Below are 23,942 nucleotides of genomic sequence, written 5' to 3'. Positions count from 1 at the left end.
GTTACAGCATCAGCTATGGCCCGATCGGCTGCTGAACTGCCCTGTTACCATCAGCAGGGCTTCCGGCAGCTGGTCCATAATGGCAGCCAGATTCTCGTGCACACCCTTCGGTGTTCCCGGCAGGTTCACGATCAGCGTGCGTCCGCGAATGCCTACTATCCCCCGAAACAGCATGGCGGCCCGGTTCTTCTGCATGACCGTCATCCTCATCGCTTCAGCCATGCCGGGCACCTCCCTTTCGATGACCCGGCGGGTCGCCTCAGGTGTAACGTCACGGATCGCAAGCTCCGTCCCGCCCGTCGTCAGTACCAGATCCGCATGAAAATAATCCGTCATTTCTATTAAAGCGGCAATAATTTCATCAGGCTCATCGGGAACGATTCTGTATTCGACAATTTCGCCACCCAGCTCTTCCTCAACCAATTCCCGGATGACCTGTGCGCTCGTATCTTCACGTTCTCCCCGTGCCCCTTTATCGCTGGCCGTCAGGATCGCTGTTTTCCACACCATATGATCACCCTTCTCCTATCTTCATCCTCTGATTATGGCCAGGCCATAAATCAAGGCCCGATTAGATAACCACATTTACTAGTTGCTGCCAGTTATATCGCGGGTGTCGTCACGTCTGAAGTCGCCGTTCTTGCCTCCGGTCTTGGACTCCAGCAGAGTCGGTCCAATCACCATATCCTTCTGCAGCGCCTTGCACATATCATAGACAGTCAGCGCGGCAGCCGAGACGGCAGTCAGCGCCTCCATCTCAACCCCTGTTTTACCTTCGGTCTTGACCTCTGCTTCAATAAAAAGCTTATCTTCCCCATTATCCGTAAATGTGATATTTACGCCGGTTAAAGCAAGCGGATGACACATGGGAATCCAGTCGGAGGTTTTCTTCGCTCCCTGAATTCCGGCAATCTGCGCTACAGCCAGCACATCTCCTTTGCCAACAGCGCCCTCCTTGATCGCAGCAAGCGTCGATGGGGCCATTGTAACCTGTGAAACCGCAACAGCAGTGCGAACACTGGCGGCTTTATCCGAGATGTCCACCATCCGCGCCCTGCCCTGTCCGTTAAAATGTGTAAATGATTCCATACAGATAATAACACCTACCCTTTTCCCGTGCTAATGACGCCCTCTGCCGTGATCAGCTTGTCTACCTTTAAGTCGCCGGGCTCCAGCGGAATATGGCCGATGATCTGTCCGGGCAGCGCAAGCGCAACAAAGGCAGGTCCGGCCGCTCCCGTCCGGACGAGTTCATGCAGAAGTGTCTCGGTAAAACGATCATAATACCCCCCTCCATATCCGATGCGCCCTCCTGTCAGGTCAAAAGCCAGCCCGGGCACGACCACCCAATCGAGCTGCACCCACTGCTCTGCAGGCCACAGCGGGCAAGCCTCGCTTGGCTCAGGTATTCCCCAGCTGCCGGATGCAAGCTCGCTTGCATCCTTGATAACCCGCAGCTCAAATCTGCCGGCTGTCTTGTTCACCCTGGGCGCAAGCACACGGTCTCCGCGCGACCAGCAATGCTTGATCAGCAAAGTGGTGTCAAGCTCGCTGCCGAAGGAGAGGTAGGTAAACAATGTAAGGCGCTCCTTCCCGCCGCCTGCCCGCAGTTCTTCCCATTGCCGAATGGCATGACCGCAGGCCTCCCTTGAAGCCCGCAGCCGCTGGGCAGAACTCATTTCATTCCGCAGACCCCGCATTTCAGCCCGCAGTCTTGCTTTGATCGTACGAACATCCACATCTTTTCATCCTTTCGGACGAAGCCTTCCAAAATTGCGCGCGGGCGGGTGCATGGCACGCATTCCGAATCAGCCGCGCTTTTTCAACATACTTGTTTTAGTTTATCATTGATTATAAAAATTGACTACAAGCCAAGGGGCTCATGCTTTAAACTGCTGTCCACGAGTACGATTTTCATGTAAACTGAGTGTGTCTGCCTGCTGCCCTGATCAAGAGCGCTGGCCAAATTGTAATGGAGGATATAAGCTATGCTGCTGCAAGTAACAGGAATTGTTAAAGCTTACGAGGTGGATCCCGTCCTGGACGGAGTGAATCTGCAGATTCTGGAACGCGAGCGGATTGGACTCGTCGGGGTAAACGGCGCAGGCAAATCCACCTTGCTCAAGATTATCGCCGGGGAACTGTCTTACGACAGCGGTCAAATATATAAATCCAAAGAAACAACGCTGGGGTATCTGGCCCAGAACAGCGGTCTGAACTCGGAGCGTTCCATATGGGATGAAATGCTGCAGGTGTTCCAGCCCCTGCTGGAAGCGGAGACTGAGCTGCGCAAGATGGAGCAGCAAATTGCGGACCCGGCCTCCATGACAAATGAGAAAGCTTATGAAGATCTGCTTGAACGTTATGCCAGACGTTCAGACTGGTTCAAGGACCGGGGCGGTTATGAAATGGAAACACGCATCCGCAGCGTCCTTCATGGCATGGGCTTCGGGTCGTTCGATCCGCAGACACCGGTCTCCACATTAAGCGGCGGACAGAAAACGCGGCTGGCTCTGGCCCGCATTCTCCTGCAGGCCCCTGATCTGCTGATGCTGGACGAGCCGACCAACTATCTGGACATTGAAACGCTGACTTGGCTTGAGGATTATTTGCGTGCTTATCCCGGCGCATTGCTCGTTGTCTCCCATGACCGCTATTTCCTTGACCGGCTGGTGACGACCATCGTCGAAATCGAGCGTCACCGTTCGACAAGGTACACCGGTAATTACTCCAGATATATTGAGCTGAAAGCCGCGGAATATGAGGCACAGCTGAGGCAGTACGAGAAGCAGCAGGACGAGATTGCCCGCATGGAAGCCTTTGTACAGCGCAACATCGTCCGCGCCTCTACGACCAAGCGCGCACAGAGCCGCCGCAAGGCGCTTGAGCGTATGGAACGCATCGACAAGCCGATGGGAGAGCTGAAGAAGGCTCATTTCTCATTTGAACCCGCCTTTATGTCAGGCAAGGAAGTGCTTGACGTGGACGGTCTGTCTGTCACCTTTGATTCCGGCAAGTCGCTCTTCCGGAACGTGGCCTTCAGCCTGCGCCGCGGCGAAACAGCCGCGCTGATCGGACCAAACGGGATCGGCAAATCCACTCTCCTGAAATGTCTCACCGGTTCGCTTAAGCCTTCTGCTGGTACGATCCGCTGGGGAACGAAGGTGAAAATCGGGTATTACGACCAGGAGCATACCAGCCTGAACCCGGCCAATACGGTGCTGGAGGAGTTGTGGAGCGAATATCCGCATCTGGAGGAAGTGCGCATTCGGACCGTGCTCGGCAGCTTCCTGTTCAGCGGGGAGGATGTGCTAAAGAAAATATCCGCGCTCAGCGGCGGGGAGAAAGCGCGTGTATCGTTGGCCAAACTTATGCTGCGCGAAGCGAATGTGCTGATTCTCGACGAACCGACCAACCATCTGGATCTGTTCAGCAGAGAGGTGCTGGAATCCGCATTGGTGGATTATGAGGGCACGCTGCTGTTTATTTCACATGACCGTTATTTTCTGAACAAGATGGCGGAGCGGGTCATCGAGCTTCATCCCGGAGGCACCGAGCATTTCCTAGGAAATTATGACGACTACATTGCCAAAAAGGAAGAGCTTGCCGAAATCGCTAATGAGCAGGCCCAGCAAGCAGGAAAGAGGCAGGACAGCTCCACGGAGCGGCCGGACCGCCAGGAGACGGAGAAAAGCGGCGCTGCCGCCTATGCCGCCGGAAAGCAGGCTTCGCGTGAGGAACGCACCCGCAAGCGTAAGCTGGAAGCATTGGAAAAAAGAATCACCGAATTGGAGGAAACCATCAGCTCGCTGGAGGAGCAAATGACCCGTCCGGAGATTTATCAGGATTATACGGCTCTTCAGGAAATCCAGGTTCAGCTGGAGGAGCATAAACAGGAGCTTGCCGGGGTTTATGAATCCTGGGAGGAATTGATTGAGGAATAGGGGCCGCAGCATCGACATTTTTTTTGGATTGGCGGCATATGCTTATTCACAAGGTTATACACAAAATCAGAGTATACCATATCTTAAAAAAATGGCCTTCAGGGTCATTTTTTTGTGATTGGACCGCCACTCTTCAGGGTTACCCATTATTATCCACTTTTTTATCCACATTATCCACACTCCTCACTCTATGTAATATCAACGATGTGACAACAAAATGATTTCGACAAAATTCCTTATCCAGCCTGTATTCCTCAGTATTGTCCACAAAATGGTGTGTGTATGTGGATAACGTTGTTAACAACTTGACAAATGTTAATAACCAAATACATCCAGGCTGCCATCAACGGAAGCCTGGATGATTTTTAGTGAAACCTTTCTAGACCACTGCAAGCTGGGCCGCATTGCAGGCAGAGAGACAAGCATTGCCTACTGCCAGCAAATGATCCCTGTGGGAGGCTGAACCGTGGTACGTTTTCCCCATACAGCACACGGTTACAAACGCCTCGGTATAGGCTTGTTCCCCGCTGCCCATCGTATGGATTTCCACGTCCTCAATCCGCGTATTCCCCTGAACAGCCTGCCCGATGGCGGTGATGACCGCTTCCACCTGGCTGTCTGCTCCGGCTGAATACATTTTTGCTTCCGCTTCTCCCTGATGTTTGATCAAGACCGATGCCGTGAACTGCTTTCCGCTTTCCGCAGCTGCATGAATACCTGCCAGTTCATATGGCTGAACATTTTTGTGAAAAGTTTGGTCTATCAGCTGCAGCAGCCGATCGTCACTGACGGTTTTTTCCCGGTCCGCCGTTTCCTTGAACCGCTCATAAAAAGCATTCAGTTCCCCGTCTGCGAGCTCAACTCCGTATTTCTGCAGCCGGTCCTTCAGGGCATGACGGCCGGAGTGCTTGCCCAGAATAATCATGCTGCGCGGAATGCCCAGCGCTTCCGGGTCCATGATCTCATACGTATTGCGGTTCTTCAGCAGACCATCCTGGTGAATGCCTGATTCATGCTGGAAAGCGTTTCTGCCAATTACGGGTTTATTGTAACTGACCGGAAAATGCATGGCTCTGCTCACCGCCATGGCTACCTCGTACAGTTGGCCTGAACGGATGCCTGTTTGTGCACCCATCGTTTCTCCCCTCGTTTCAAGCGCCATGACCAGTTCTTCCAATGCGCAGTTGCCGGTACGCTCCCCGATGCCGTTCACAGTTACTTCGACCTGATCAGCTCCGCAGCGGATCGCTTCCAGGCTGTTGGCGACCGCAAGTCCCAGATCGTTATGACAGTGGGCGCTGTACCGGACGTTCTGTCCTCCCCGCGCTCCCTCCCGGACACGCAGGAACATATTGCCGTACTCTGCAGGCAGAGCGTAACCTACGGTATCCGGCAAGTTGATGATGGAGGCACCTTCCCCGATCGCTGCCTCTACCATTTCAATCAGATCATCGATGTTCGTACGGGTGGAGTCCATTGCCGTAAATTCCACCGTATCGCAAAATTGCCTCGCATAGGCAACCATTTCTTTGGCCTGCTGCACGACATCCTTGCGCCGCATGCGAAGCTGATGTTCGATATGGATGTCGGAAGAAGATATGAACAGATGGATCCGGCGGCGAGCCGCATCGCGGGTCGCTCTGACAGCCGCATCGATATCTCCCCTCACCGCACGCGCGAAGCCACAGATTTCTACATCGCGTGACAGGCGAGATATTGCTTCAACCGCTGCAAATTCCCCTGGACTGGACACCGGGAAGCCCGGCTCCAGGACATCCACTCCCAGGTCAATCAATCGGGAGGCAAGCGCAATCTTCTGTTCAGGCTTCAGGCTGGCCCCCGGCGCCTGTTCGCCGTCTCTTAACGTCGTATCCATTATGCTGATTCGTCTTTTCGTCATGGATGAAATCCCCCTCATTGGTATTCCGGGGCATGTCGACCTGCTCCGGATGTGCTGTTCTTATCCCGCCCTGCTGCCGGCAGCGCAAAAAGCCCGCCGTCTCCGCACGGGTCTTCCGCCTGCCGGCAGAAATTTTCCCGTGCTGCAGCTCTAAGCTGCCAAGAGACGGCGGGCTTAATATCCCATCCGCGGTACCACTCTTGTTGGATCTGTTCGCCTGAAACGGCAAACCTATCCCTCTCTTGCCCGGACGCTAGCTGATCAGACTTCGTCCGGGCGGGCCCTGTAACGGGGGCCAACACCGCCGGAAAGTACCGAAGCGTTAAACCACTGACTCAAGGTTTGACGCACCATTCCCTTCCGGTGCTCACGGGCGAGATTCGAACGGCTCCAGCCACTGCGTCGCACCATACCGCAGCTCTCTGCAGACCTCACCGTTCTACTGCTCCCGGTCATTGCTTGTATGTATTTCCCGCGAAAAACACAAAAGCCTGCCGTCTCCATGAAGAGACGACAGGCTGTTCACCCTCGCGGTACCACTCTTGTTGACCGTAATATACGGTCCACTCGTACGCTGCGCTCCAAATAGAGCACAGCTGCCCGCTCACGGGGGCCGTCCGTAACCGTGTACCTCCGCTGCGGCTGCTTTGACCTGCCGCACGGTTTCCACCGTTCCGCTTCCAGGCGAGATTCGGGGTTCCTTCGTCTGCGTCGCACCTACCCGCAGCTCTCTTGATCCGGGACCATCCCTACTGCTCCTGTTCATCGCGTTTGCTGTATAACTACAAATTTTTGTTAATTATAATCAGCTTGCAGCAGAGATGTCAATAGGCATTTGCCGCTTCCACTGACCAATCCTCCAGAGACAGACCGGGCTCTGCTTTCATATCCAGCGGTGTGAACTGCCCCTGCCGCCATTTCAGATGAGCAGCCGCTCCGATCATCGCCGCGTTATCCGTGCAGTATTTCAGCGGCGGAATCAGCAGCGGCAGCCCTTCCCGCTCGCAGCGTTCGCTCAGTGCTCTGCGCAAGCCCTGGTTTGCCGCGACACCGCCGCATAACAGCAGCTGCCGTCCGCCGAACTGACGCATGGCGCGTACGGCCTTCTCAACAAGCACCTCGACGACCGATTCCTGAAAGCCGCGCGCAACAGCCCCGGCGTTTACCGTCTCGCCGCGCATCTTCATCTGGTTGACTGCATTTAATACGGCCGATTTCAAGCCGCTGAAGCTGAAATCATACGAATCCGGCTCAAGCCATACCCGCGGGAGCGGGATCGCCTCCTTCGACTCAAGCGCGGCGCGGTCCACATGGGGACCGCCCGGATACGGGTAGCCGATAGCCCTGGCGACCTTGTCATAAGCCTCGCCAACCGCATCATCCCTCGTACGGCCAATCACCTGAAACCGACCCGGCGCTTCCAGCAGCACCAGCTCCGTATGCCCTCCGGACACCACCAGCGCAATGCAAGGATAAATAATTTCATCCGTCAGGTTGTTGGCATAAATATGCCCCGCAATATGGTGGGTGCCGATAAGCGGCTTGCCAAAAGCCAGCGCAGCGCTCTTGGCCGCAACGATCCCTACCAGCAGCGCACCGACCAGGCCCGGCCCCTGCGTCACAGCCACAGCGGACAGCTCGTCAGGAGTAATTCCCGAAGCGTCCACGGCTTCTTCCAGCATGTACGTAATGCTCTCGACGTGCTTGCGGGAAGCCACCTCGGGGACGACCCCGCCAAAGGCCTGGTGGATGGCGACCTGGCTGGAGATCAGATTCGAGAGCACCTCCTTGCCGTCCTTAACGACGGCTACCGCTGTTTCATCGCAGCTTGTCTCAATCGCCAATATGTAGCTGTGCCCGTCTGTATCCTTTATTTTAATATCCTGCTGTGTTCTCATTCCTGCTCGCTTCCTTCCTCTCCGGCCGAGCTCTCAGCGGAAGGCAAATCCGCCCACATAATCAGAGCATCTTCATGGTTATCCGAGTAGTAGCCTTTTCGGATGCCGGACGGCGTAAATCCTTTTTTCTCATATAAACCCTGAGCGACGGTATTCGACACCCTCACCTCAAGGGTAATCCGCTTCATGCCCACATAAGCAGCCGTCCGCATCAGCTCGTCCAGCAGCCGCTCGCCAAGCTTGCGTCCCCTGTATGCTTCACGGACCGCAATGTTCGTAATATGAGCTTCATCCATAATCGTCCACATGCCCGCATAGCCGATCGGCTTCCCGTCCAGCTCCATGATCATATATTTGGCAAAATGATTGTTGGTCAGCTCGTTTCGGAACGCCTCCTGCGTCCACGGCAGCGTGAACGATTCATGCTCAATCACCATCACGTCCGGTATATCCTCAATCGTCATTAACCGGAAAGACAGCTCTCCGGGAAACTGGTTCGACTCCTCCATCCCGCTTCAACGGCTCCCTTCAACGCTGGCGAAGCAGGTTCGCTTCCGCCTCCGCCAACTGGGTATAGTTCGGAACGAGCGTATGCAGCTCGTCCTGTTCTCCATTCAACAAACGTTCAGCACCCAGCCGGCCCACCCAGCAGCCTTCCAGTTCATAAGGCACCGCTTGTACCAGTACCTTTGTCAGACCAGCCGCCGCTTGTGCATGCAGCTCAGTCTCTCCAACAAACCAGAGAACTTCGGGACGGGTGCTTTCATCTGTATTCGCCAAACGCTGCGCGAGCTCCTCTACCCAGGAAGTCATTAAACGGATGCCATCCGGCTCCAGCCGAACGGGAGCTTCCTCTCCATTGGCCGCAAAAAGGCCGGTATACACCTGGCCCCGCCGTGCATCCAGTACCGGAATGATCCATTGATTGACACCGTCCTGCAAGGTTGCCTGCTTGTCTGCCAGCTTGCTCCGTCCCTGCGCCCAGCCTCCCCAGGCCAGCGCATGCAGTGTAGATACACCGGCTACCGGCACCTTCCATGCCCAGGCCAGGGTTTTTGCCGCCGTAACTGCAATTCTGACCCCTGTATATGAACCCGGCCCTACACCAACCGCCAGACCTGTTATGTCACGCCCGGAAACCCCGGCATCCGACAGCAATCCTTCCAGCTCGGTAATCACATGAACGGAATGATTTCTCTCCCCCCGCACATTTACCTCTCCGGTAACCTTACCGCCCTCCATCAAAGCTGCAGCCATCACGGCTGTTGCTGTATCCAACGCCAAAAACCGCTGCCGCGGCCGAACTTCCTCATCATTCATATGATTCATACTCCATTCTCTCGCAAACTCCGGCACCATTCACCATACACTTCGCCGTTGCCTGTCAGATGAATCAGCCGTTCATCCGGCGAGGCCGTGTGTTCAATGACGATATGCAGACGCTCCTCAGGCAGGAGAGCCGGAATGCGGCTGCCCCATTCCACCAGACAAACACCTGTACCATAAAAATATTCATCCAGACCGAGCTCCCCTGCCTCATCTTCGTCGATCCGGTACACGTCCATATGGTATAAGGGTAATCGGCCTTCATATTCTTTGATCAGGGTAAAGGTCGGGCTGTTGACCACTCCTTCTACCCCGAGATGTCTGGCGAACGCTTTGGAAAAAGCAGTTTTGCCAGCGCCCAGCTCGCCGTCCAGCACAATCACGGAGCCAGCGAACGACCGGGCGGCCAATGCCGCCGCCAGTCTCTCCGTATCCGCAACGCTCTGCGCCAAATATGTGAAGTGTTCCTTTGTCATCTGTACATGCCTACCTCTCGGCGGCCCCTCAGGCCTTGCAACTTGTTCTTTATTATATAGCCCTTCAGTACCTTGCCGCAAGAAAAGGGAAAACAAGCCTTCTTGACAAAAAAACCGCTCTTACCGTGAAACGGCGAGCGGTTCTTCCCGGCAAGGCGTTATTTTTCCTCCAGCCGGGCGGTTTTGACGGTTTGTGTATTGCCAGGGTTCGTTCCTACCTGCACGGTCGCCATGCTGTTCTCCATATCCACATGCTCGATCCATACCGGTTCCCCCTCAAGCTTGACCGCTATCATGTCCGGCGATTCCAGGATCGCTTTGGCTCGTTGGGCGTCCATCAACTACTCCTCCCTTCAGTGAAATTTCCCTTTATTCATCATCCTTCATCATCCGGTCTATATCCAGCATGACGGAAGCTGCTGAACCTTCTTCTGCTTCCGCACCCGTTACCTGCTCCCAATTCACATGAGAGCCTGCGACTTGAACTGACGGCTCTGTATCATGGGGGAAGGCAAATTCGGGCGGAAGCGCAGCTTCCTCTCCTGCCGCCGGCGATCTGAAAGGGATGGGCCTTCTGCTAAGTCGTCCCGGGCCTTGAGCGGGAAGCTTGTCTGCCATTGCATTCTCTTCCTCTCCGCGTTAATTTCCTAATTTCCCTGTTACTATGCGCCAAAACGAAGTCCGCCATGCGCTACATACAATATGCCGGGCTACGCATACTACGTATGGCAAGCATACAGCCGCTCAATAAAGGAAGGTGACTATCGATGCATACCGTCTGGAAAGGAGCTATCAGCTTCGGACTTGTCCATGTTCCTGTCAAAATGTTTTCCGCAACAGAAGACAAGGATATTTCCATGCGCTACATTCATAAGGAATGCGGCAGCCCCCTTAGCTATGTGCGGAAGTGTCCCGTATGTGATAAAGAGGTGGAATGGGAGGAAATCGGCAAAGGTTATGAATATGAAAAAGGCCGTTTCGTCATGTTCGAAAAAGAGGAGCTAGAGCAGCTGACAGAGCAGGGCAACAAAAATATTACGATTCTGGACTTCGTCAATTTGACCGATATTGATCCGATCTATTTTCAGAAAACATATTACTTGTCTCCGGATCAGGCAGGCGCCAATGCATACAGTCTGCTGCTAAATGCCATGAAGGATACCGGCAAGATCGGCATCGCCCAAATCTCCATCCGTTCCAAGAGCAGTCTGGCGGCCATTCGGGTGCTGGAGGGCTGTCTTGCCATTGAGACGATATTTTACCCGGATGAAATCAGGCCTGTCTCGCAGGTTCCCAATCTTCCCGGGACGACAGCAGTCAACGAGAAAGAACTGTCCATGGCCAAAATGCTGATTGAACAACTTTCCACTGAATTTGACCCTGAAAAATATACGGACGAATACCGTGCACGGCTGCTGGATCTCATCTCTCATAAAGTAGCAGGAGAAGAAGTGAAAATTGCTCCAGCCAAACCGCAAACGAATGTAGTGGACCTGATGGCTGCACTGCAGGCCAGCATTGAGGCGGTCAAACCTATAACGCCTGATCCGGGTCCGTCTCCGACCCGCAAACGCTCTGCCAAAAAGCCGACTGCCCAGGCCAAGGCCGCTGCCGGCGAAGCGCCATCCGCCGCTCCCAAGCGAAAAACCGCAGCCAGAAAAACTAGCAAGTCATGAATGTTCGATAAGGAGGGTTGCACATGGCCAGAACGGTGAAAGGCAGCATCATGATCGAAGGGCATGAAATTACGATTACCAATCCGGACAAGCCCCTCTGGCCGGAGGCCGGCATCACCAAAGCGGTATATTTGACCAAGCTTGCCGTTCTGGCACCCTACCTGCTGCCTTACTGCCGTGACCGCCTGTTAACCGTGATCCGCTGGCCGCACGGCATTCACGGCGAGTCTTTTTACCAGAAAAATGTGCCTGAACCCAGACCCGGCTTCGTCAAAAGTTATGTGCATCAAGGGATTGATTATATGGTGCTGAATGATCTGCCTCAGCTGCTATGGCTCGGCAATCAGGCAGCCCTTGAGTTTCACCCTTCCCTGCATAAGGCAGGCAGTCCGCTCCCCTGTGAATGGATGATTGACCTGGACCCCTCGGTTGAAGATGAACCGCGAATCATGGAAGCCACAAGCATCGTGGGAGAGGTGCTGGCTTCACTCGGCCTGCAATCGATCCCCAAAACTTCCGGCGCTACAGGTGTACAGATCATCGTCCCCGTGCCAGAAGGCATTACATTCGACGAGCTGCGGAGCGTCGGCCATTTCGTCGGAAAATACGTGACCGAGAAGCATCCGTCCCTGTTCACGCTGGAAAGGCTCAAGAAGGACCGCGGCACCTGCATTTATTTCGATTATCTTCAGCACTATCATGGAAAAACGCTGGCCGCCCCCTATACCCCGCGTGCCAGAACAGGCGCTACCGTCTCCACTCCCCTTACATGGGAGGAGGTTCGGCGGGACGTGTCCCCCAAGGATTATCACCTGCTTAATATCGGGGAACGGCTTGAAAAGATAGGGGACTTGATTCGTATGATCCCCCCTCAGCCCATCCGTCCACTATTGGATTATTTAAACGGCAAAAAACCTGTACAGATCCAATGACCGTACAGGTTTTTTGGAATTTATGCCATACTGCCTTCCCTTACTCATATCTCAGAGCATCAATCGGTTTCAGGCGCGAGGCTTTAAGGGCGGGAATAACCCCAAACAGAATGCCCACAGCCATACAGCTCAGGAATGAATACAGAACCGGTTCAACGGTATATACGATCGGCATATGTGCCATGCTGTTCAGCAGCTTGGCCGCCCCGATTCCGGCGAGCACGCCGAGAATGCCGCCAAGCAGACTGATGAATATTGCCTCCGTCAGAAATTGCAGCATAATATCGCCACGCTGGGCTCCGATGGCCTTGCGGATTCCGATTTCCCTTGTCCGCTCCGTAACGGCCATCAGCATCATATTCATGATACCCACCCCGCCAACGAGCAGCGCAATCCCGGCCACTCCGATAATCAGCAGATTCATGGTAGCATCAACACCGGCAGTCATCTCCAGATAGTCGGTCTGGCTCATCATTTGAAAATCGTCCGGCTCCCCTTCCTTGATCATATGCCTGGTGCGCAGTGTCTGCGTAATATCAGCACGCGCGCTGTCCATCAATTCGGGAGCCGCAGCGGAAACATTCAATTGCTGAATGCTCATATGGCTCATCCGGTCCATGCCGGTTGTGATCGGAATATAGATCTGGTAGGCGCTGTTGTTCATCATGGTGTTTTTATACGACAGCAAACCTACGATTTTAAAAGGCAGATTGTTAATCAATACCGTCTCGCCGACCGCATTGGCGCTGTTTTCCCCGAACAGGTCACTGGCAGCCTGCGACCCGATGATGGCCACGTTCATCCCTTTTTCCACCTCATAATTCGTGAAGGTTCTGCCATCTGTGAAGAAAAGCTTTTGCACCCTCGCAAATGAGGCCGAAGTGCCCTCGATTTGCAGATTCACCTTTTGCCTGCCCCAGACGACATCGGCACTGCTCATCCCGCTCGGAGCCACATCGGCAACGGACCCGAGCTGCTCCAATTCGGCCACATCCTCCATGGTAAATTCCGGCGGCGCCACAAATTGGGTGCCATTCGCCTCATCATATTGGTAAAATGGGTAGATCATGATTAGATTATTGCCCATATTATTAATCTCCGAGGTGATCTGTGCATTGGAGCCCTTGCCGATCGCCGCAATGGCAATGACCGCCGCAACCCCGATAATGATGCCGAGCATGGTCAGCAGCGAGCGCAGCTTGTTGCTTTTCAGACTGGAAAAGGACATCTTCAGCGTTTCCAGCGGGTTCATGCGTTCACTTCCTCTGCCGACATTCTTTGCGGTGTAATCCGCTCATCCTTCTCGATCCGTCCGTCCCGGAAATAGATCAGACGCTTGGCACATGCTGCTACCTCAGCATCATGCGTCACGAGAACGATCGTGATCCCCTGATCATTCAACCGTTGAAAAATGTCCATAATCTCCACGGTCGTGCGGGAATCCAGCGCGCCTGTCGGCTCGTCCGCCAGCAGAATGACCGGATCGTTCACAAGCGCGCGGGCGATGGATACACGCTGCTGCTGTCCCCCCGACAACTCGTTAGGCTTGTTCTTTAGCCGGTTCCCGAGCCCTACATGAGTAAGCGCCTCAGCCGCCCGCCGCTTCCGCTCCCTTGCAGGCACCCCGGCATAAATCATCGGCAGCTCGACATTTGCCAGCGAGGTGGAGCGGGACAGCAAATGAAATTTCTGAAATACGAAACCGATCTTGCGGTTGCGAATCAGGGCCAGCTCGTAAGGCTTGGCTCCCAGCACCGGATATCCATCCAGATAAAACTCGCCGGAGTCCGGCAGATCAAGACAGCCGAGCACGTTCATGATCGTGGATTTCCCCGAACCCGACGGTCCCATGATGGCGACAAATTCCCCCTGCTCGATCGAAAGATCCACATCATGCAGGGCATGAATTTCCTGGTCGCCAACCCTGTAGGTTTTGCGGACATGCCGAATGTCAATGACGTGGCTCATCCCGCACCTCCCATCATGGGATCCTCCGGCATCACAGCAGGCGCAGGGATCACCACCGTATCCCCTTCCTTCACGCCGGACTTCAGTTCAACCCGGTCAGGAGTGTAAAAGCCCTGCTCAACCGGCACAAATTCATAAGCCTCCGGAGCTGCCGGATTGGACGCCACGTATACGCCGTCCTGCCCTCCCTCGGAGCGGATCGCCATAGCCGGAACGAACAGCACGTCTTTATGCGTGCCCAGCAAGATGGATATTTCCATAACCATCCCGGTTTTCAGCTTGCCATCCGGGTTTTTGACAGACAGCTCGATCGGATAAGCGGTGCTCCCATCCTCGGTGGACGGTTCAGGCGACACAAACTTCACCTCTCCCTGAAATTCCTCACCAGGATAAGCGTTGGTACGAAATACAGCCTTCAAGCCTGTCTGCACCTTAACGATATCGCTTTGTCCAATTTTGGCTGCAATCATCAAATTGTTGGCGCTCGCATTGTTCATCACAATGAAAGGAGCAGTCGGGCTTGTCCCCACGTCGCCGTTTACTTTCAGGATTACACCGTCCCACGGGGCCTTGATTTCCAGCTTCGTCAGACTGTCCTGTTTTTGCTTCAGCACGGTTTCGGCCCGCCGCACATCAATCTTCGCCGCCTCAATCGCGGAGTCATCCGCGGGAGTCTGGATTTTTTTCAGCTCGGCCAGCGCCTGCCTGTACGATATTTCCGCATCCTCGATCGCTTGTTTCTGCTGATTTTCAATCTTGCGCATGTTCCTCTCTTGCGCTTTGTAGTCCTGTTCAGCCTTTTCCAGTGCCTGCTCGGCCTGCTCCATTTCATTGGCGGGAACAGCCCCTTCTTCCAGCAGAAACTTCTGGTCATCATAAGCCTTACGGGCCTGTTCGAGCTGCTTGGAGGACTGCTCTTTCTGGCTCTGGGCCTCCTCAATATCAAAATTCTGCTTTGCCCTTTCCAGCTCTGTCTTCGCACGCTGCACATTGACCTGCTGAATTTCCACTTCCTCCGGCTTCGGCCCTTTAAGAGCCTCCTCCAGTTTGTTTTTGGCCATGGCCAGATCGTCCGCAGCGCTCTGTGCCTGATTGCGCGCCTCCGTATCATCAAGCCGGGCCAGTACCTGTCCGGCCTTGACCCGGTCCCCCGGCGCCACATTGACCGCCGCCAGCTTATCGGTGCTTTCGCCTGTGAAGTTGAGGTTGACCTCCTTCGACGCTTTGACCGTTCCCGTGGCGTCCAATGTCTCCGTGACGTCCCCGCGCTCCACCTTCAGCGTCTCGTTCTGAGGCACGGCCGCTACTTCTTTCTCAGGCCACTGCCAGTATACCACCGCTCCCGCCCCGCATAATGCAAGCACAATAACGGTTCGAATGATCCATTTCCTTCTCCGTTTCTTTTTCCATTCCACGATTGCATCGTTCGCAACGATTTCACTCACAACCTGTCCCTCCTAGACACTCCACGGCTTATTCAGCGTATATTCCAGCTGGCTTATCTCTATCGCCAATTCCTCAAGCTGACGGCGGAGCTGGTCGGCATTCAACTGGCTCTCCTCCAGCTCGGACTGAACGATCATGCCTCTAGCCCATTTCTTGCGGGACAGCTCCAGCGCTTTTTGGGCAATATCATAGTTTTCCTTCAATCGTATGTATTCCTGACCCTTGTCCATCAGCGTGCTGTAGACCGTCCGCAGCGATTCGGCAAAATCCTCCTTCCCTTTCGTCAAGCGCTCATTGGCATCTTCCAGATCCATACGTTTCAGCTTTTTATCAGACTCACTGCCCTGGAAATTATCGTATCTGATATCCCATTCACTGTTCTTGACCGCTTCCTTCAGGTCAATAATCTCCGGGCTGTCTTCCACAAGCTTGCTGATATGGGCCTCGATATCCAGTTTAACGGGCTCACGATACTCTGGCGGGTTCTCCAAAGTATATGTTGCGCCCTTGGGCTTGCCTATCAGCGTATTTAACGCGTCATACGCTTTTTGCAGATCCGAGCTGCGCTGTCTGACAGCTTCCTCCGCTTCCGTCCGGCTGTGTACGGCATCATCGTATTCATTTTGTGCCACAAGACCGCGGGATGATTTGGCGGCGGCGATGCGCTCTTTTGCCCGTGCAAGCTCCAGCTGCTGCTGCGCGGTTTCAACATTGTTTTCCGCAACATAAACGGCCTGATAACTTTTCATGACCGAGAAATAGACCTTATCCTTGGCAAACTTGGCATGCCTTACAGCCGTAAGATAAGCTTCATTGGCCGAATTATAGCTCTTCCAGCGCGGATTGCTCTCCGAGGCATCCACGTTCCCGTCGACATCATAAGGTGAGATATACCCCAGATCTTCCGCTGCCTCCTGCAGTGTAATCCCCTTGCGCTCCAGGTCCCGTGTCGAACTTCTCAACAACTCGTTGTTAGCCTCTGCCAGGGCTACGGCCTGCTCCAGGGTAAGCTGGACTTCCTTCTGTCCGGCAGGCGCATTTACTTCAACATTCGATTGCTGCGGCTGCTGATCACTCCCTGATGCGGCATTTACTTCTCCGGCCAAAGCGGCGGATAAAGAAACAACAAGCAGCAAGGCAGCCGTTTTCTCTTTCATCATGAAACCTCCCTTTGCACATGCTTCTAATTTCCTCTCACACTTTCTCATGACGAGGAGATGGAAAAAAATGAATCTTCCTCCCCATAGGTATTGTAAGTGAGGAGGTTATGGTAGATAAAGTTCTAAAAAAACACATTTTTGTAACCTAACTCGACAAATTGTGAATTGTAGCAGTTCATGCTGGCAAACGCACCTCGAATTCGGTACGAATGAGATCGCTTTGTACCGATATTGAGCCTTCATGCTGCTCTACAATGTTCTTGGCGATAAACAGGCCAAGCCCGATGCTTCCCTCCTGATGGGTTCGGGCACGATCCCCGGTAAAAAACATGTCGAACACATGAGGAAGCTCGTCCGGAGGGATGGAATCACCGTAATTGATGACTTGAATGACGACTTGACCCTCATCCAGGCGGCCGCGAATATCGATGTATTCGCCGTCTTTGCCGTAACGGACGGCATTGGACAACAGGTTCTCGAACACGCGTGCAAGCAGGTCGCCGTCTCCGGAAGTCATCAGCTGCGATGGGACCTCAAGGCGCGCGGTCAGCTTGCTTTTTTCGCATACGGGATACATTTCCTCGGTTAATTGGGTCAACAGCTCGCTCAGGTCAAGCAGTTTGCGATTGATCCTCAGCTTGCCGTAATTCATCCGCGTAATTTCGAACAGCTCGTCGATCAGCTTTTCCAGCCGCAGCGATTTGGTGTAGGCAATTGTCATGTAATGCTTCATCTGATCGGCGGTCAAATCTTTGCCTTGAAGGATGAAATCCAAATACCCGATGACGGAAGTCAATGGGGTCCGTAAATCATGGGCGAGGTTTAGCACCAGCTGCTCCTTGCTGTTCTCGGCGAAATCCCCCCGTTCCACCGCCTGCTGCAGCTTTTCGCTGGCCAGGTTGATGTCCCGGGCAATGTCCCCGATTTCATCATTGGATTGGATATGGACCCGATGGGAAAAGTCGCCCCCGGCCAATTGGTTGATCCCGCGGGAAATCTCCCGGAAATAAGCAACGTAACGCCGGGTAAGCAAATAGAAGTAGAAAAAAGAAATCGGAAAAAAAAGAGTCAGGAACACGTTAATATCGCCGATCTCTCTAATGGTTTCCCGGACTTCGAACATCGGGTCTTCGCGGTGCAACGTATGGTAATATTGCTGCAGTGCCAGGTAGATCAGAAAAGTAGTACCGGCGGATAACAGCATGCTGAGCCCGAACAGCCGAATCACCTGAAATCGGAAGCTGCGGAATTGGGGTTTAGCCATTGGCCGATCTCATCGGTTCAGCAATGATTCGGTATATCCAGAAGCCAAGAAGCCCTCCTGCGGAATTCAGCAAAATGTCATCGACGTCAAATTGGCCAATCCTGAACAGAAGCTGGGCGGTTTCCAGGCACAGGCTTAAGGCAAACGCACAGATGAATACTTTCATCCCCGGCATCTCTTTGACTTTGAACATAAGAGCCAGCAAAATGCCCAAAGGCATAAAAATCACCACATTTCCGAACACATTAAATAAAGCGTGGTCGGTTAACGAATACAGCGATCTGGAGATTTCCCGGAAGGGAACCAAATTACCTGTATGCAACTGCTGCGAGATCAAGCCGGGCTGCCGCAGACCGGCCAGCAGGCGGCCCCCAAGAAAACCGAGGTCCAAGGAATGAAACTTAAATAAGATGACTTTAACCAACACATATATATAAAGGACGAGCAGGGCTCGAAGACTTAGAACGCTCACCTTCATCTTGTTTCTATTCCCGCTCGCATTCGTCTTCATCCCGGCTGTCGTCACCGTCCGCATTTTCGTATTCATCCTGCGCCGATCCCCTCCTTGTCCATATCCCCGTGAATACCTTGTCCTTCTGCTTCCTTTCCTCATAAAGTTCCGAATATCCCGGTTATTCGTGAACCGTAACAATAACGCCGTCCTCATTATTGCCGGATATCTCGTATTTTCCTTGCACAGGCACGGTGATCGTAGTATCTCCGGTTACAGGAAAGTAAAAGACTTTATAGTTCTCCCCCCCGATCGTGATGCTTACCGACTTCTCCTGTTTCAGTAAATCCAGATACTGTTCCAGGACAAGATTCTTTTCCTGCATGATCGCGCTGTGCGGCAGACCGACGTAACGGAAATGCCAAGGCTCAAATTGAATGCCTGTCACCGCTGTTTTATCCTCGGGATAGCGCAGAACAAACCCGTATTTCCAGGAGTTATCTTTCAGCCACCTCCCTTCCGGGGCCTGATTCATTTCCGCCTGTGAGGAGCCGATGTCCATCGATAAACCGAGGTTATGCTCGCTATACCCCGCCGGCAGGGCGTATCTCGATCCCATATCGCGATACAGCTCGTCCTGCTTGGCTTTGTTCCGATAACCGCTGCTGATCAAGAAATGATTGACCCCTTCCTGTGCCGCGGCCTTGATCATGGTACGAAATTTGTCCGCCAGCCAGGGTGAAAGCTGAACAGAGTTATCAAGCACGCCGAATCCGTCGATCAGCTCGGAGTTCTTGACCAGGCTTACCGCTTCCGACTCGGGGTGCAGCCCATCCGGAACGGGATGGTCCTTGTTGACGAGCAGCAGATCCCCCTGTGATATCATTTCTTTCGTCACTTTTATCGTAAAACCGTCCCCTTGAGGAACCGCTTCGGGAATTTTTATACTTTCGTCGAAAGGTGTTGATTCACCGGGCAGCTCGGTCATACCTTCCTTAAATTTCGTGAACCCGTAGCCCAGCAGCAGCAAAACGATAATACAAAAAAACCATTTCTTCATGCTCCAGCTTCCTCCTAATCCTTCGTATGCTTACAGGATAAAGAAAACTATTAAAGAAGAAATGAGGTTAAAAATAAAGTTTTTCTTAAATTGAATTTTCCAGCACAAAAAAGCCCCCTGAAAATATATCAGGGGACTGGCTTTGCCTTATGATCTATTAGCCTCACTAATGTATTCCTTTTTTCTTGAATCTTCCGCCTTTAACATCATGGATATTGCCGATGGCTACAAAAGCTTGCGGGTCCCAGTCCTCTACAATGGACTTCAACTTCGCTTCCTCCAGCCGCGTAATGACTACGAAAATAACTTTTTTGCTTTCACCGGTAAAGCCGCCTTCGCCCTCCAGATAGGTGACGCCGCGGCCCAGACGGTCGGTCAGCGCATCGCCGATATCCCGGTATTTATCGCTGATAATCCATACGGATTTGGACTGATCCAGACCTTCAATCGTAATATCGATCATTTTCATGGCAATATAATAAGCAATCATGGAATAAAGCGCGTTAGGCCAGCCGAATACGAAGCCGGCGCTGCCCAGAATGAACACGTTCACGAACAGCACGATTTCACCCACCGAGAACGGCGTTTTCTCACTGGCGATAATGGCAACAATCTCTGTGCCGTCCAGCGACCCCCCCGAACGAATGACGAGTCCTACGCCAACCCCGAGAATGACTCCTCCGAAGATAGCGCCCAGCAGCGGTTCACCCGGCGTCAACGCCGGAACCGTATGCAGCAGCGTAGTGCCGATAGACATGATAACTACACCAAGCAACGTGGAAAGCGCAAAGGTCTTTCCAATTTGTTTGTACCCCAGAATAAGAAAGGGCAGGTTAAGAAGAAACAGAAATATGCCGAGCGGCAATCCGAACAGTTTTGAAAACATAATGGATATGCCGGTAATGCCTCCATCGATGACTCCATTGGGCACAAGGAAAATTTCAAGCGCTACCGCCATGAGCGCTGCCCCAAGAGTTATAAAAGAAACCCGCTGCAGCACTTTCTTGAGCTTATTTTTCCGACTGACCGGAAACTTTTTTCCCATTGCTGCGGCTTGTTGTTTCTCGATCGTTTCCATCATCCTTCCCCCTAAATCTATATGGAATAATTTACATATTACTGGATAAAAAAGGGGACTGGTTTGACAATCCCCTTCTCCGCAGCATCATTAACTTATATACATTATATCATATAATGGTCGATTTTGGTCAAAAAAGTTAGCTGCGCGCAGAAAAACATCAAAATAGCGCGCTTTCCCGCCAAATTCAAGCCTTTTTGAGCTTTAAAGGAGCGGGGAGAGCATGCGGGTCAACATTTCTGCTGCCTTATGGATTCTTGGCCGGTTGGAAAACTCTTCGTTATCAATTGGACTGGAGTTGTGCAAGTCCTCCTCAAAGTCCCGCACCAGCCGGTTGATAGCCTCCTTTGAAAACAGTACAGCGGTCAGCTCAAAGTTATAAAAGAAGCTGCGCATGTCCAGATTGGCCGTTCCTACGGAAGCCAGCAGTTCATCCACAATCATCACCTTGGCATGGATAAAGCCTTTGCGGTATTGGTAAAACCTCACCCCCGCCTCAAGCAGCTCCTCAACATAGGATAAGGAAGCAAGATGCACCAATCTGGAATCCGATTTATACGGAATGATAATCCGTACATCCACTCCGCTGACGGCAGCTGTCTTGAGCGCTTCGTAAATGCTGGGGTCAGGGATGAAATACGGGGTCGTCAGCCATATCCTGCTTTTGGCGACCGTCAAGGCACCAAAGCACATTTCCTGAATCGCATCCCAATCCTGGTCCGGACCGCTGGCGAGCACCTGCACCTGCTCATTTCCCCGGCAATGATGCGGCGGGAACAGGCTTTTATCGATAATCCGTTCACCGGAAGCAAGCTTCCAGTCGCCAAGAAACGTATTTTGCAAAAAATAGACCCCGTCCCCTTCAATCCGCATGTGCGTATCCCGCCAGAATCCGAACTTGGGGTACAGTCCCAGATAATCATTACCAACATTGATGCCGCCGACAAAACCGACGACACCATCCACCACCACGATTTTACGGTGATTCCGGTAATTCACCCGCCGATCAAGGGTCGCTATCAGCGGAGGCAGAAAAAAGTGAAATTCCACCCCTGCTTCCCGGCAACCACGGACAAAGGAGCGGGGCAAATGATAGCTTCCCAGCCCATCCGCCACAAAACGCACCTTAACCCCTTCCCGCGCCTTGCGCATTAAAACCTGCTGAAAACGGACACCGATTTCATCATTGCGGAAAATATAAAACTCGATATGAATGTGATGCTTTGCACTCTCCATCGCTTGCAACATATCGGGGAAAGCCTCCTCCCCGTTCGTCAGCACACGCGTCTTATTGCAGCCTGTAATGGGGCTTTCCGACAGGCGGGACAGCAGATTGAACAAGCGCTCCTGATCGTGGAAAGCCGGATTTTCCATCTGCTCCAGACGCTCGATCACCCTGGCCTGCTTCCAGAGCTGGTCTTTGAAGCCGCGAAAGAGCCGCGAACCTCTTTGACGCATGAATTTGCGTTTTTTATAGTCTTGGGCCATGAAATAGTAGAGAACAAAGCCGATCAGCGGAAAACAGAACAGGATAAAAAGCCAGGCCACAGCCTTGGAGGGCTTGCGGAATTCAAGAATCAGGATGGTTCCGACCTGGAAAATAAAAATCAGCAGAACAATCACCAGCCAGAGCATATGGCACCCCCTTTACGGAATCACCTTGATGATGGGCTACTCTTTACATTTTTGTCATATAACGCGGAATCTATGAATACATAGTTAGCAATACAGGCATTTGGCCGGCGATACGGCTGCGGCCGCCGCCTGCTGTGTATCTGCCGGAAAGGAGCTGTTATGAAAAAAGGAGACATGAACCGACGGATGACCCTTCTTTTGCTGCGTGACGCACAGCGCCCTGCCCGCCAATTCCAGCTGTCCAGACCCGTTGTCATTTTAGTGCCCGCCATTGCTGTTCTATCCATCTCCACGCTCATCGTATCCCTTCAGGTCCGTTCCTCCCAAATCATATCCAGGCTGGAAACAACCCTCGCCGCCCAAAGCCTGCAACTGGAGGTCACCGTGTCTGACAAAGAAAAAGCCATTTCCCTGCTGCAAAACGAAGTGATGAAGCTTTCCAGCCAGGCCGTTGATATGAAGGAACGCATCCAACGGGTTAACGAGCTGGAAGAGCAGCTTGAGGAGTTCATCCAGAAGTATGACCCCGATTCCTCCGCCAAGAATGCCGGGAAGAACGAACCGATCTCTTGGGACATATCCGGCAGCAAGGGCGGTCAATGGATCGCAGTTCACGACCAGCAGGTGCTGACGAAGGGCCGGGAGCTGAAGGATGATTTTGAAGAGATTCAGGATCTGCTGGACGCCATGGAGAAAAGCGTGCCCAAGACGCTGGAACGAGCTGAAGACGCACGGAAGAACTGGGAAGAACAGAAACAGGCCAAACTGCTGCAGGCCAGAAAGCTTGAGCTGGCCAGGGAAGGCAAGCCTTCGCTCTGGCCAACCTCGGAGCGCCGCCTGACCTCCAGCTTCGGTTACCGGCGTGATCCGTTTAACGGCCGCAGCGCTTACCATGCAGGCATTGATATTGCTGGCCGCATCGGCGATCCGGTCTACGCCGCAGGCGCGGGAACCGTTACCGTTGCCGATCAGATGAGCGAGCGCGGCAAATATATTATTATTCAGCACCCGAACGGGCTGCAGACCTGGTATATGCATCTAAACGGAATGAATGTATCCCCCGGTGATCAGGTGGACAAGGGCGACCTGATCGGACAGCTTGGCAGTACCGGACGAAGCACGGGCCCGCATCTCCACTTTCAGGTGGTTAAACAAAATATTCCCGTTGATCCGCTGCTATATGTACAATGACAAGCCCTGTAGATTGGCCGTTCATTGTGAAATGAAGATCAGGGAGGTTAGAACATGTTTAAAGCCATTACCAAACCCTCACAGGCCGGCACTACGACAGATACGCTGCTTTCCAGCGGCTCCTTCTTTGAAGGGACTTTGCATTGTGAAGCTCCGCTGCGAATGGAAGGCAGATACCAGGGTGAGATCAAGAGCACGAATGTTGTCGTCATCGGCGAATCCGCCGTGATTAAGGCCGACATCACTGCCGCTGAGATCATTATTGCCGGAAAGGTCTTTGGAAATATCCAAGCCGACAAACGGATTACTCTCACCTCCACGGGAGAGCTGTATGGCAATTCGGCCTCCGGAGCGCTTGTCATTATGGAAGGCGGCATTATGAACGGCCTCAGCCAAATGAAAGGCACAGAGGATTCCCCGCTTGAAGAGCTGTCGGAATCTGAGTCTCCGGACGATTCCCTGTCTGCCGAGCCTGCCGCGGAGGCAGGATGATCTTGGTTATGTATGCCGGTCCGGAGACCGGCTTTTCTTTTTTTA

The 23,942-nt window shown here is 53.1% G+C and carries 27 protein-coding genes and 1 other annotated feature; of the genes, 6 read left to right on the top strand and 21 right to left on the bottom strand.

Features of this window, described 5'->3' with window-relative positions; genetic code table 11:
* Nucleotides 1-9: 9 nt before the first annotated feature.
* The 3 genes from ACE5KN_RS05525 to ACE5KN_RS05515 form a co-directional block, all read right to left on the bottom strand.
* Nucleotides 10-510, bottom strand: a complete 501-nt coding sequence (locus ACE5KN_RS05525) for a MogA/MoaB family molybdenum cofactor biosynthesis protein (protein WP_375523210.1) — start codon at nucleotides 508-510, stop codon at nucleotides 10-12.
* A gap of 78 nt (nucleotides 511-588) precedes the next feature.
* On the bottom strand, nucleotides 589-1,089 hold the full coding sequence (gene moaC / locus ACE5KN_RS05520; protein WP_375523211.1) for a cyclic pyranopterin monophosphate synthase MoaC: 501 nt from the start codon (nucleotides 1,087-1,089) through the stop codon (nucleotides 589-591).
* Nucleotides 1,090-1,103: 14 nt separating this feature from the next.
* Nucleotides 1,104-1,739, bottom strand: coding sequence for a 5-formyltetrahydrofolate cyclo-ligase (locus ACE5KN_RS05515; RefSeq protein WP_375523212.1), 636 nt, complete (start codon nucleotides 1,737-1,739; stop codon nucleotides 1,104-1,106).
* Between the two features lie 249 nt (nucleotides 1,740-1,988).
* Between ACE5KN_RS05515 and ACE5KN_RS05510 the strand changes: the two genes are divergently transcribed.
* Nucleotides 1,989-3,944, top strand: a complete 1,956-nt coding sequence (locus tag ACE5KN_RS05510) for an ABC-F family ATP-binding cassette domain-containing protein (RefSeq protein ID WP_375523213.1) — start codon at nucleotides 1,989-1,991, stop codon at nucleotides 3,942-3,944.
* Nucleotides 3,945-4,323: 379 nt separating this feature from the next.
* Here ACE5KN_RS05510 and ACE5KN_RS05505 read toward each other — a convergent pair whose 3' ends face one another.
* Complete coding sequence (locus ACE5KN_RS05505; protein WP_375523214.1) at nucleotides 4,324-5,844, bottom strand: 2-isopropylmalate synthase; 1,521 nt, start codon at nucleotides 5,842-5,844, stop codon at nucleotides 4,324-4,326.
* Between ACE5KN_RS05505 and ACE5KN_RS05500 the strand changes: the two genes are divergently transcribed.
* The gene (locus ACE5KN_RS05500) at nucleotides 5,843-5,998 is read left to right on the top strand and encodes a hypothetical protein (protein WP_375523215.1); all 156 of its coding nucleotides are present in this window, start codon (nucleotides 5,843-5,845) and stop codon (nucleotides 5,996-5,998) included. The genes ACE5KN_RS05505 and ACE5KN_RS05500 overlap by 2 nt on opposite strands.
* A gap of 4 nt (nucleotides 5,999-6,002) precedes the next feature.
* Nucleotides 6,003-6,309: a binding site (T-box leader), on the bottom strand.
* Here the strand turns inward: ACE5KN_RS05500 and ACE5KN_RS05495 are convergent.
* The 8 genes from ACE5KN_RS05495 to ACE5KN_RS05460 form a co-directional block, all read right to left on the bottom strand.
* Entirely contained in the window at nucleotides 6,297-6,452 is a 156-nt protein-coding gene (locus tag ACE5KN_RS05495; protein ID WP_375533050.1) for a hypothetical protein, read from the bottom strand. It overlaps the preceding feature by 13 nt.
* Nucleotides 6,449-6,610 (bottom strand): hypothetical protein, encoded by a 162-nt coding sequence (locus ACE5KN_RS05490; protein WP_375523216.1) that lies wholly within the window; start codon nucleotides 6,608-6,610, stop codon nucleotides 6,449-6,451. Before ACE5KN_RS05490 ends, ACE5KN_RS05495 begins: the two co-directional genes overlap by 4 nt.
* 58 nt (nucleotides 6,611-6,668) lie before the next feature.
* Entirely contained in the window at nucleotides 6,669-7,742 is a 1,074-nt protein-coding gene (tsaD, locus tag ACE5KN_RS05485) for a tRNA (adenosine(37)-N6)-threonylcarbamoyltransferase complex transferase subunit TsaD (protein WP_375523217.1), read from the bottom strand.
* Nucleotides 7,739-8,251, bottom strand: coding sequence for a ribosomal protein S18-alanine N-acetyltransferase (rimI, locus tag ACE5KN_RS05480; protein ID WP_375523218.1), 513 nt, complete (start codon nucleotides 8,249-8,251; stop codon nucleotides 7,739-7,741). The genes tsaD and rimI overlap by 4 nt, the downstream gene beginning before the upstream one ends.
* 19 nt (nucleotides 8,252-8,270) lie before the next feature.
* Nucleotides 8,271-9,062 (bottom strand): tRNA (adenosine(37)-N6)-threonylcarbamoyltransferase complex dimerization subunit type 1 TsaB, encoded by a 792-nt coding sequence (tsaB, locus tag ACE5KN_RS05475; protein ID WP_375523219.1) that lies wholly within the window; start codon nucleotides 9,060-9,062, stop codon nucleotides 8,271-8,273.
* A gap of 5 nt (nucleotides 9,063-9,067) precedes the next feature.
* Entirely contained in the window at nucleotides 9,068-9,544 is a 477-nt protein-coding gene (tsaE, locus tag ACE5KN_RS05470; RefSeq protein WP_375523220.1) for a tRNA (adenosine(37)-N6)-threonylcarbamoyltransferase complex ATPase subunit type 1 TsaE, read from the bottom strand.
* 158 nt (nucleotides 9,545-9,702) lie between these two features.
* The gene (locus tag ACE5KN_RS05465) at nucleotides 9,703-9,882 is read right to left on the bottom strand and encodes an H-type small acid-soluble spore protein (RefSeq protein WP_375523221.1); all 180 of its coding nucleotides are present in this window, start codon (nucleotides 9,880-9,882) and stop codon (nucleotides 9,703-9,705) included.
* Nucleotides 9,883-9,913: 31 nt separating this feature from the next.
* Nucleotides 9,914-10,162, bottom strand: coding sequence for a hypothetical protein (locus tag ACE5KN_RS05460; RefSeq protein WP_375523222.1), 249 nt, complete (start codon nucleotides 10,160-10,162; stop codon nucleotides 9,914-9,916).
* Between the two features lie 149 nt (nucleotides 10,163-10,311).
* On the opposite strand from ACE5KN_RS05460, the gene ku reads away from it, so the two are divergent.
* On the top strand, nucleotides 10,312-11,220 hold the full coding sequence (gene ku, locus ACE5KN_RS05455; RefSeq protein ID WP_375523223.1) for a non-homologous end joining protein Ku: 909 nt from the start codon (nucleotides 10,312-10,314) through the stop codon (nucleotides 11,218-11,220).
* Between the two features lie 23 nt (nucleotides 11,221-11,243).
* Entirely contained in the window at nucleotides 11,244-12,152 is a 909-nt protein-coding gene (gene ligD / locus ACE5KN_RS05450; RefSeq protein ID WP_375523224.1) for a non-homologous end-joining DNA ligase, read from the top strand.
* 40 nt (nucleotides 12,153-12,192) lie between these two features.
* Here ligD and ACE5KN_RS05445 read toward each other — a convergent pair whose 3' ends face one another.
* The 9 genes from ACE5KN_RS05445 to cls all read right to left on the bottom strand — a co-directional run bounded on the left by ACE5KN_RS05445 (nucleotide 12,193) and on the right by cls (nucleotide 22,214).
* Entirely contained in the window at nucleotides 12,193-13,404 is a 1,212-nt protein-coding gene (locus ACE5KN_RS05445; RefSeq protein WP_375523225.1) for an ABC transporter permease, read from the bottom strand.
* Complete coding sequence (locus ACE5KN_RS05440; protein WP_375523226.1) at nucleotides 13,401-14,120, bottom strand: ABC transporter ATP-binding protein; 720 nt, start codon at nucleotides 14,118-14,120, stop codon at nucleotides 13,401-13,403. The genes ACE5KN_RS05445 and ACE5KN_RS05440 overlap by 4 nt, the downstream gene beginning before the upstream one ends.
* A complete protein-coding gene (locus tag ACE5KN_RS05435) occupies nucleotides 14,117-15,565 on the bottom strand; it encodes an efflux RND transporter periplasmic adaptor subunit (RefSeq protein ID WP_375523227.1) in 1,449 nt (482 codons plus the stop codon). The genes ACE5KN_RS05440 and ACE5KN_RS05435 overlap by 4 nt, the downstream gene beginning before the upstream one ends.
* Before the next feature lie 12 nt (nucleotides 15,566-15,577).
* On the bottom strand, nucleotides 15,578-16,723 hold the full coding sequence (locus ACE5KN_RS05430) for a TolC family protein (protein WP_375523228.1): 1,146 nt from the start codon (nucleotides 16,721-16,723) through the stop codon (nucleotides 15,578-15,580).
* A 178-nt stretch (nucleotides 16,724-16,901) separates the two neighbouring features.
* Complete coding sequence (locus ACE5KN_RS05425; RefSeq protein WP_375523229.1) at nucleotides 16,902-17,990, bottom strand: sensor histidine kinase; 1,089 nt, start codon at nucleotides 17,988-17,990, stop codon at nucleotides 16,902-16,904.
* Nucleotides 17,983-18,537 carry a VanZ family protein gene (locus ACE5KN_RS05420; RefSeq protein WP_375523230.1) on the bottom strand — a complete coding sequence of 185 codons (555 nt, stop codon included), beginning with the start codon at nucleotides 18,535-18,537 and terminating at the stop codon, nucleotides 17,983-17,985. Before ACE5KN_RS05420 ends, ACE5KN_RS05425 begins: the two co-directional genes overlap by 8 nt.
* Nucleotides 18,538-18,622: 85 nt before the next feature.
* On the bottom strand, nucleotides 18,623-19,501 hold the full coding sequence (locus tag ACE5KN_RS05415; RefSeq protein ID WP_375523231.1) for a M15 family metallopeptidase: 879 nt from the start codon (nucleotides 19,499-19,501) through the stop codon (nucleotides 18,623-18,625).
* 166 nt (nucleotides 19,502-19,667) lie between these two features.
* A complete protein-coding gene (locus tag ACE5KN_RS05410; protein ID WP_375523445.1) occupies nucleotides 19,668-20,546 on the bottom strand; it encodes a YitT family protein in 879 nt (292 codons plus the stop codon).
* Between the two features lie 237 nt (nucleotides 20,547-20,783).
* On the bottom strand, nucleotides 20,784-22,214 hold the full coding sequence (gene cls / locus ACE5KN_RS05405) for a cardiolipin synthase (protein ID WP_375523232.1): 1,431 nt from the start codon (nucleotides 22,212-22,214) through the stop codon (nucleotides 20,784-20,786).
* A gap of 159 nt (nucleotides 22,215-22,373) precedes the next feature.
* Between cls and ACE5KN_RS05400 the strand changes: the two genes are divergently transcribed.
* Both ACE5KN_RS05400 and ACE5KN_RS05395 read left to right on the top strand, forming a co-directional pair.
* Entirely contained in the window at nucleotides 22,374-23,405 is a 1,032-nt protein-coding gene (locus ACE5KN_RS05400) for a M23 family metallopeptidase (RefSeq protein WP_375523233.1), read from the top strand.
* A 54-nt stretch (nucleotides 23,406-23,459) separates the two neighbouring features.
* On the top strand, nucleotides 23,460-23,897 hold the full coding sequence (locus tag ACE5KN_RS05395; RefSeq protein WP_375523234.1) for a bactofilin family protein: 438 nt from the start codon (nucleotides 23,460-23,462) through the stop codon (nucleotides 23,895-23,897).
* Nucleotides 23,898-23,942: the final 45 nt, after the last annotated feature.

Origin of the sequence: Paenibacillus terreus (assembly GCF_042138595.1) — a bacterium.
GTDB classification, from domain to species: domain Bacteria; phylum Bacillota; class Bacilli; order Paenibacillales; family Paenibacillaceae; genus Paenibacillus; species Paenibacillus terreus.
The sequence above is the reverse complement of the archived record's forward strand: the minus strand, read 5'-3'. Positions and strand labels throughout refer to the sequence as shown.

Coding starts and splice junctions, on each gene's coding strand:
- ACE5KN_RS05525 (WP_375523210.1), bottom strand. CDS start 510: ATGGTGTGGAAAACAGCGATCCTGACGGCCAGCGATAAAGGGGCACGG.
- moaC (WP_375523211.1), bottom strand. CDS start 1,089: ATGGAATCATTTACACATTTTAACGGACAGGGCAGGGCGCGGATGGTG.
- ACE5KN_RS05510 (WP_375523213.1), top strand. CDS start 1,989: ATGCTGCTGCAAGTAACAGGAATTGTTAAAGCTTACGAGGTGGATCCC.
- ACE5KN_RS05500 (WP_375523215.1), top strand. CDS start 5,843: ATGGATGAAATCCCCCTCATTGGTATTCCGGGGCATGTCGACCTGCTC.
- ACE5KN_RS05505 (WP_375523214.1), bottom strand. CDS start 5,844: ATGACGAAAAGACGAATCAGCATAATGGATACGACGTTAAGAGACGGC.
- ACE5KN_RS05490 (WP_375523216.1), bottom strand. CDS start 6,610: ATGAACAGGAGCAGTAGGGATGGTCCCGGATCAAGAGAGCTGCGGGTA.
- tsaD (WP_375523217.1), bottom strand. CDS start 7,742: ATGAGAACACAGCAGGATATTAAAATAAAGGATACAGACGGGCACAGC.
- rimI (WP_375523218.1), bottom strand. CDS start 8,251: ATGGAGGAGTCGAACCAGTTTCCCGGAGAGCTGTCTTTCCGGTTAATG.
- tsaB (WP_375523219.1), bottom strand. CDS start 9,062: ATGAATGATGAGGAAGTTCGGCCGCGGCAGCGGTTTTTGGCGTTGGAT.
- tsaE (WP_375523220.1), bottom strand. CDS start 9,544: ATGACAAAGGAACACTTCACATATTTGGCGCAGAGCGTTGCGGATACG.
- ACE5KN_RS05465 (WP_375523221.1), bottom strand. CDS start 9,882: ATGGACGCCCAACGAGCCAAAGCGATCCTGGAATCGCCGGACATGATA.
- ACE5KN_RS05460 (WP_375523222.1), bottom strand. CDS start 10,162: ATGGCAGACAAGCTTCCCGCTCAAGGCCCGGGACGACTTAGCAGAAGG.
- ku (WP_375523223.1), top strand. CDS start 10,312: ATGCATACCGTCTGGAAAGGAGCTATCAGCTTCGGACTTGTCCATGTT.
- ligD (WP_375523224.1), top strand. CDS start 11,244: ATGGCCAGAACGGTGAAAGGCAGCATCATGATCGAAGGGCATGAAATT.
- ACE5KN_RS05445 (WP_375523225.1), bottom strand. CDS start 13,404: ATGAACCCGCTGGAAACGCTGAAGATGTCCTTTTCCAGTCTGAAAAGC.
- ACE5KN_RS05440 (WP_375523226.1), bottom strand. CDS start 14,120: ATGAGCCACGTCATTGACATTCGGCATGTCCGCAAAACCTACAGGGTT.
- ACE5KN_RS05430 (WP_375523228.1), bottom strand. CDS start 16,723: ATGAAAGAGAAAACGGCTGCCTTGCTGCTTGTTGTTTCTTTATCCGCC.
- ACE5KN_RS05425 (WP_375523229.1), bottom strand. CDS start 17,990: ATGGCTAAACCCCAATTCCGCAGCTTCCGATTTCAGGTGATTCGGCTG.
- ACE5KN_RS05420 (WP_375523230.1), bottom strand. CDS start 18,537: ATGAATACGAAAATGCGGACGGTGACGACAGCCGGGATGAAGACGAAT.
- ACE5KN_RS05415 (WP_375523231.1), bottom strand. CDS start 19,501: ATGAAGAAATGGTTTTTTTGTATTATCGTTTTGCTGCTGCTGGGCTAC.
- ACE5KN_RS05410 (WP_375523445.1), bottom strand. CDS start 20,546: ATGGGAAAAAAGTTTCCGGTCAGTCGGAAAAATAAGCTCAAGAAAGTG.
- cls (WP_375523232.1), bottom strand. CDS start 22,214: ATGCTCTGGCTGGTGATTGTTCTGCTGATTTTTATTTTCCAGGTCGGA.
- ACE5KN_RS05400 (WP_375523233.1), top strand. CDS start 22,374: ATGAAAAAAGGAGACATGAACCGACGGATGACCCTTCTTTTGCTGCGT.
- ACE5KN_RS05395 (WP_375523234.1), top strand. CDS start 23,460: ATGTTTAAAGCCATTACCAAACCCTCACAGGCCGGCACTACGACAGAT.